This window comes from Stenotrophomonas sp. GD03958 (assembly GCF_029839005.1).
In the GTDB taxonomy this organism is placed as follows: Bacteria; Pseudomonadota; Gammaproteobacteria; order Xanthomonadales; family Xanthomonadaceae; genus Stenotrophomonas; species Stenotrophomonas hibiscicola.
The window spans coordinates 1-4,388 of sequence record NZ_JAOBZT010000129.1; the positions used below are offsets into that span (position 1 = coordinate 1).

A 4,388-nucleotide genomic window follows, 5' to 3' on the forward strand; every position below is an offset into this window, starting at 1 on the left:
CGTTCAGCTGTGCACGCAGCAGTGCGCCCAGCTGGGTGGTGCCACTGGAAGCCGAAGAGGACTGGTATTCCTCCAGCACTTCGCGCATTTCCGCGTCGTCCTTGGCCTTGATCGACAGCTGCAGGGTACGGCCCTTGCGGTCCATGCCCACGAACTTGGCTTCGACCTTGTCGCCGACCTTCAGGTGCTGGGTGGCGTCGTCAACGCGCTCGTTGGCGATGTCGCGGGCCGAGACGTAACCTTCGATGCCGTCAGCCAGCTCGATGATCGCGCCCTTGGCGTCGACTTCCTTCACCACGCCTTCGACCTTGGAGCCCTTCGGATTGGCAGCCATGTACTGGCCGAACGGATCCTGCTCCAGCTGCTTCACGCCCAGGGAGATGCGCTCGCGCTCCGGATCGACAGCCAGGACGACGGCGTCCAGGGTATCGCCCTTCTTGAAGTTGCGAACGACGTCTTCGCCGGTGGTGTTCCAGCTGATGTCGGACAGGTGGACCAAGCCGTCGATGCCGCCGTCCAGGCCGATGAAGATGCCGAAGTCGGTGATCGACTTGATCTGGCCCGACACCTTGTCACCCTTCTTGTGGGTGGCAGCGAAGGTTTCCCACGGGTTGGCGGCAACCTGCTTCATGCCCAGCGAGATGCGGCGACGCTCTTCATCGACGTCCAGCACCATCACTTCGACTTCATCACCAACCTGCACAACCTTGGACGGGTTGACGTTCTTGTTGGTCCAATCCATCTCCGAGACGTGCACCAGGCCTTCGACGCCCGGCTCGATCTCAACGAACGCACCGTAATCGGTGACGTTGGAGACCTTGCCGAAGACGCGGCTGTTGGCCGGGTAACGACGGCCGATGTTGTCCCACGGATCCTCGCCCAGCTGCTTCAGGCCCAGCGAAACGCGGTTGCGCTCGCGGTCGAACTTCAGCACGCGAACGTCCAGCTCGTCGCCGACGTTCACGACTTCCGACGGGTGACGCACGCGCTTCCACGCCATGTCGGTGATGTGCAGCAGGCCGTCGATACCGCCCAGGTCCACGAACGCGCCGTAATCGGTCAGGTTCTTGACGACACCCTTCAGGATCGCGCCTTCCTGCAGCTTGTCCATCAGCTGCTCGCGCTCTTCCGAGTGCTCGCTTTCGACGACAGCGCGGCGCGAGACCACGACGTTGTTACGCTTGCGGTCCAGCTTGATGAGCTTGAACTCGAGCTCCTTGCCTTCCAGGTAGGCCGGATCGCGCACCGGGCGCACATCGACCAGGGAACCCGGCAGGAAGGCGCGGACATCCTTGATGTCCACGGTGAAACCACCCTTGACCTTGCCGCTGATGCGGCCGGTGATGGTTTCGTTCTTTTCCAACGCTTCTTCCAGCTCGTCCCACACCATCGCGCGCTTGGCCTTCTCGCGCGACAGGACGGTTTCGCCGAAGCCGTTCTCGATCGAGTCGAGGGCGACCTTGACGATGTCGCCTTCGGCGACGTCGATTTCGCCAGCGTCGTTACGGAACTGTTCGATCGGCACGATGCCTTCGGACTTCAGGCCAGCGTTGATCACCACGACGTCGCCGCGGACTTCAACAACGGTACCGCTGACGATGGCGCCCGGCTTCAGCTTGGCCAGGTTGGCCTGGCTGGCTTCAAACAGTTCGGCAAATGATTCGGTCATTAGATTTACTCTGTTGGACACATGGGTCGGTGGCGTCCCCTTCAGGGGAATGGCGACCGCCCGCCTGTTGGTCGACCCCGGAACGCAGGTCGTGTGTAGTAGGAAAACCGCCACGCATCAGTGCGCGACGGAGCGGGTACAGCACTGCTTTGCGCGACCACTGCCGATGCGGCTGGCAGTGCTCCCGCGCGAACGGATCAGGCAGCCGGAACCGGAAGCAGATCCATCACTCGGGCAACGACATCATCGATGCCGATGCCTGTGGTGTCGATGAGGACAGCATCGTCTGCCGGCTTCAGGGGCGCCACGGTACGCTGGGCATCACGGGCGTCGCGGGCCATGATCTCGCGCAGGAGGTCATCAAAGTTAACAGAAACCCCCTTGTCTTTCAACTGCTTATGCCGGCGCTCGGCGCGCTCCTCGGCGCTGGCGGTCAGGAAGACCTTGTGGGGGGCATCCGGGAAGATCACCGTGCCCATGTCGCGGCCGTCGGCGACCAGGCCCGGCAGCTCCCTGAATGCGCGCTGCCGCTCCTTCAGGGCGGCCCGGACCTCGGGGATGGCGGCGATGGCAGAGGCCAGGGCGCCGGTGGTCTCCAGGCGCAGCTCGTCGGTGGCATCGGTGCCGTTGACCATGACCCGCATGGCATCGCCCTGCTCGACAAACTGAACATGGGTATCGAAGGTGCAGCGCACCAGCGCCGAGGCGTCGGAGGTGTCGATGTCGGCCCAGCTTGCGGCCACGCCCACCGCCCGGTACAGCGCACCCGAATCCAGGTAATGCCAGCCCATGCGGCGCGCGATGATGCGGCTGATGGTACCCTTGCCGGCCCCGGATGGGCCGTCGATGGTCAGGACGGGAGCGAGTGGATTCATGGGGGTCCCAGAGCGTGTGAAGGGGTCATTCTAGCCCCTGCCAGACGCCCCCAGCGGGGTCTTTTGTGCAACCACTTGAAACCACGAGGAAAAGCCCGGTAGAATGGCGGGCTTGAACGAGCGTCAACTGCCGATTGTCTTTCGCATATCGCGGCCACGCTCCACCCGAACAACTACTGTTTACGCCGAGGTATGCCATGAAAGTCCTGTCCTCCCTGAAGTCGGCGAAGGCCCGTCACCGCGACTGCAAGGTCGTCCGTCGTCGCGGCAAGATCTTCGTCATCTGCAAGTCGAACCCGCGTTTCAAGGCGCGTCAGCGCTAAGCCTCAAAGCCTTCCGGCTGCGGCTGGCCCTACGCGGGGCCGACCCGATGCAAGAAACCGCCTTCGGGCGGTTTTTTGTTTATGCGGCTTTTTCCTGCCGTTTTTGCTGTAATCGCCTTTCTTGACCACTGGGGAGTAGATCGAGATGAAGCGTTACCTGTCCGCCCTGGCCGTGATGGCCACCCTGGCCGCCGCCACGCCGGCGCTGGCCGATACCCTGCTTGTCGACCGCGCCCGCGAGAAGCCGGCCGGTGCCCTGCCCGTGCGCGGCCAGAGCATGCAGCAGGTGCAGGCGCAGTTCGGCGCGCCGAGCGAGCAGCTGCAGCCGCGTGGCGGGCAGAAGCGGCAATGGCCGACCATCAACCGCTGGGTGTACCCGCAGTTCACCGTCTACTTCGAGAAGCAGAAGGTGATCGACGTGGTGGCCAACCAGGCGGACCCGAACGAAATCGGCCCGAAACCGCCGATCCGCTGATCCCCTTACCCGCCGTGGGCGGGCCTGTGTAGCGAGACCATGAACCAGACCCTTCGTTTTCCTGCCGAGTGGGAAGCCCAGAGCGGCGTCCTGATTGCCTGGCCCACCGCCGATACCGACTGGGCTGACCGCCTGGGCCAGGTGGAAGAGACCTACATCGCCCTGGTCGCGGCCATCACCCGCTTCCAGCCGGTGCTGATCTGCGTGGCCGACGACGATGTGGAGACCTACGCCGAGATGCGGCTGCGCTCCAACCGCATCGACATGGACAAGGTCCACTTCACCACGGCGGCCTACGACGATACCTGGCTGCGTGACTCCGGCCCGATCACCCTGCGCCGTGCCGATGGCGGTTTCCAGCTGCTGGATTTCCGCTTCACCGGCTGGGGCGGCAAGTTCGACGCCACCCTGGATGACCAGCTGGTGGGCGTGCTGGACCAGGCCGGCGTGTTCAACGACGCGCCGGTGCGCAGCATCCCGTTCGCGCTGGAAGGCGGCGGCATCGAGACCGATGGCGAAGGCACCCTGTTGACCACCTGGAAGTGCCTGCACGAGCGCCACCCGGACCGCGACCGCGCCAGCCTGAGCGCCGACCTGGCCAACTGGCTGCAGCAGGACCGCGTGCTGTGGCTGGACCACGGCTACCTGGAAGGCGACGACACCGACGCCCACATCGACACCCTGGCCCGTTTCGCCTCGCCTGACAGCATCGTCTACCAGGCCTGCGACGACGCGAGCGACTCGCACTACGCCGAACTGCAGGCGATGGGCAACGAACTGGCCGCGCTGCGTACCAAGGATGGGAAGCCGTACCGCCTGTTCCCGCTGCCGTGGGCACAGCCGGTGATCGACGAAGGCCGCCGCCTGGCGGCGTCGTACGCCAATTACCTGATCATCAACGGCGCGGTGCTGATGCCGGCCTACGGCGATCCGGCTGATGACCTGGCCCGCGACGTGCTGGCCCAGGCCCATCCGGGCCGCGAGATCGTGCAGGTGCCCTGCCGCTCGCTGATCTGGCAGAACGGCAGCCTGCACTGCATCACCAT

The 4,388-nt window shown here is 64.6% G+C and carries 5 protein-coding genes; 3 read left to right on the forward strand and 2 right to left on the reverse strand.

Annotation, left to right across the window (positions count from 1 at the left end; all coding sequences use genetic code 11):
* Window positions 1-1,669, reverse strand: a 1,669-nt coding sequence (rpsA, locus tag N5C25_RS20190; protein WP_279937771.1) for a 30S ribosomal protein S1, incomplete at its 3' end; no start/stop codon positions are given.
* A 197-nt stretch (window positions 1,670-1,866) separates the two neighbouring features.
* A complete protein-coding gene (gene cmk / locus N5C25_RS20195; RefSeq protein ID WP_019661298.1) occupies window positions 1,867-2,544 on the reverse strand; it encodes a (d)CMP kinase in 678 nt (225 codons plus the stop codon).
* 197 nt (window positions 2,545-2,741) lie between these two features.
* Between cmk and ykgO the strand changes: the two genes are divergently transcribed.
* The 3 genes from ykgO to N5C25_RS20210 all read left to right on the forward strand — a co-directional run.
* On the forward strand, window positions 2,742-2,867 hold the full coding sequence (ykgO, locus tag N5C25_RS20200) for a type B 50S ribosomal protein L36 (protein ID WP_005409283.1): 126 nt from the start codon (window positions 2,742-2,744) through the stop codon (window positions 2,865-2,867).
* Between the two features lie 145 nt (window positions 2,868-3,012).
* The gene (locus N5C25_RS20205) at window positions 3,013-3,342 is read left to right on the forward strand and encodes a hypothetical protein (RefSeq protein ID WP_005416228.1); all 330 of its coding nucleotides are present in this window, start codon (window positions 3,013-3,015) and stop codon (window positions 3,340-3,342) included.
* Window positions 3,343-3,381: 39 nt separating this feature from the next.
* Window positions 3,382-4,388: agmatine deiminase family protein (locus tag N5C25_RS20210; protein WP_279937772.1), on the forward strand; the 1,007-nt coding region annotated here is incomplete at its 3' end.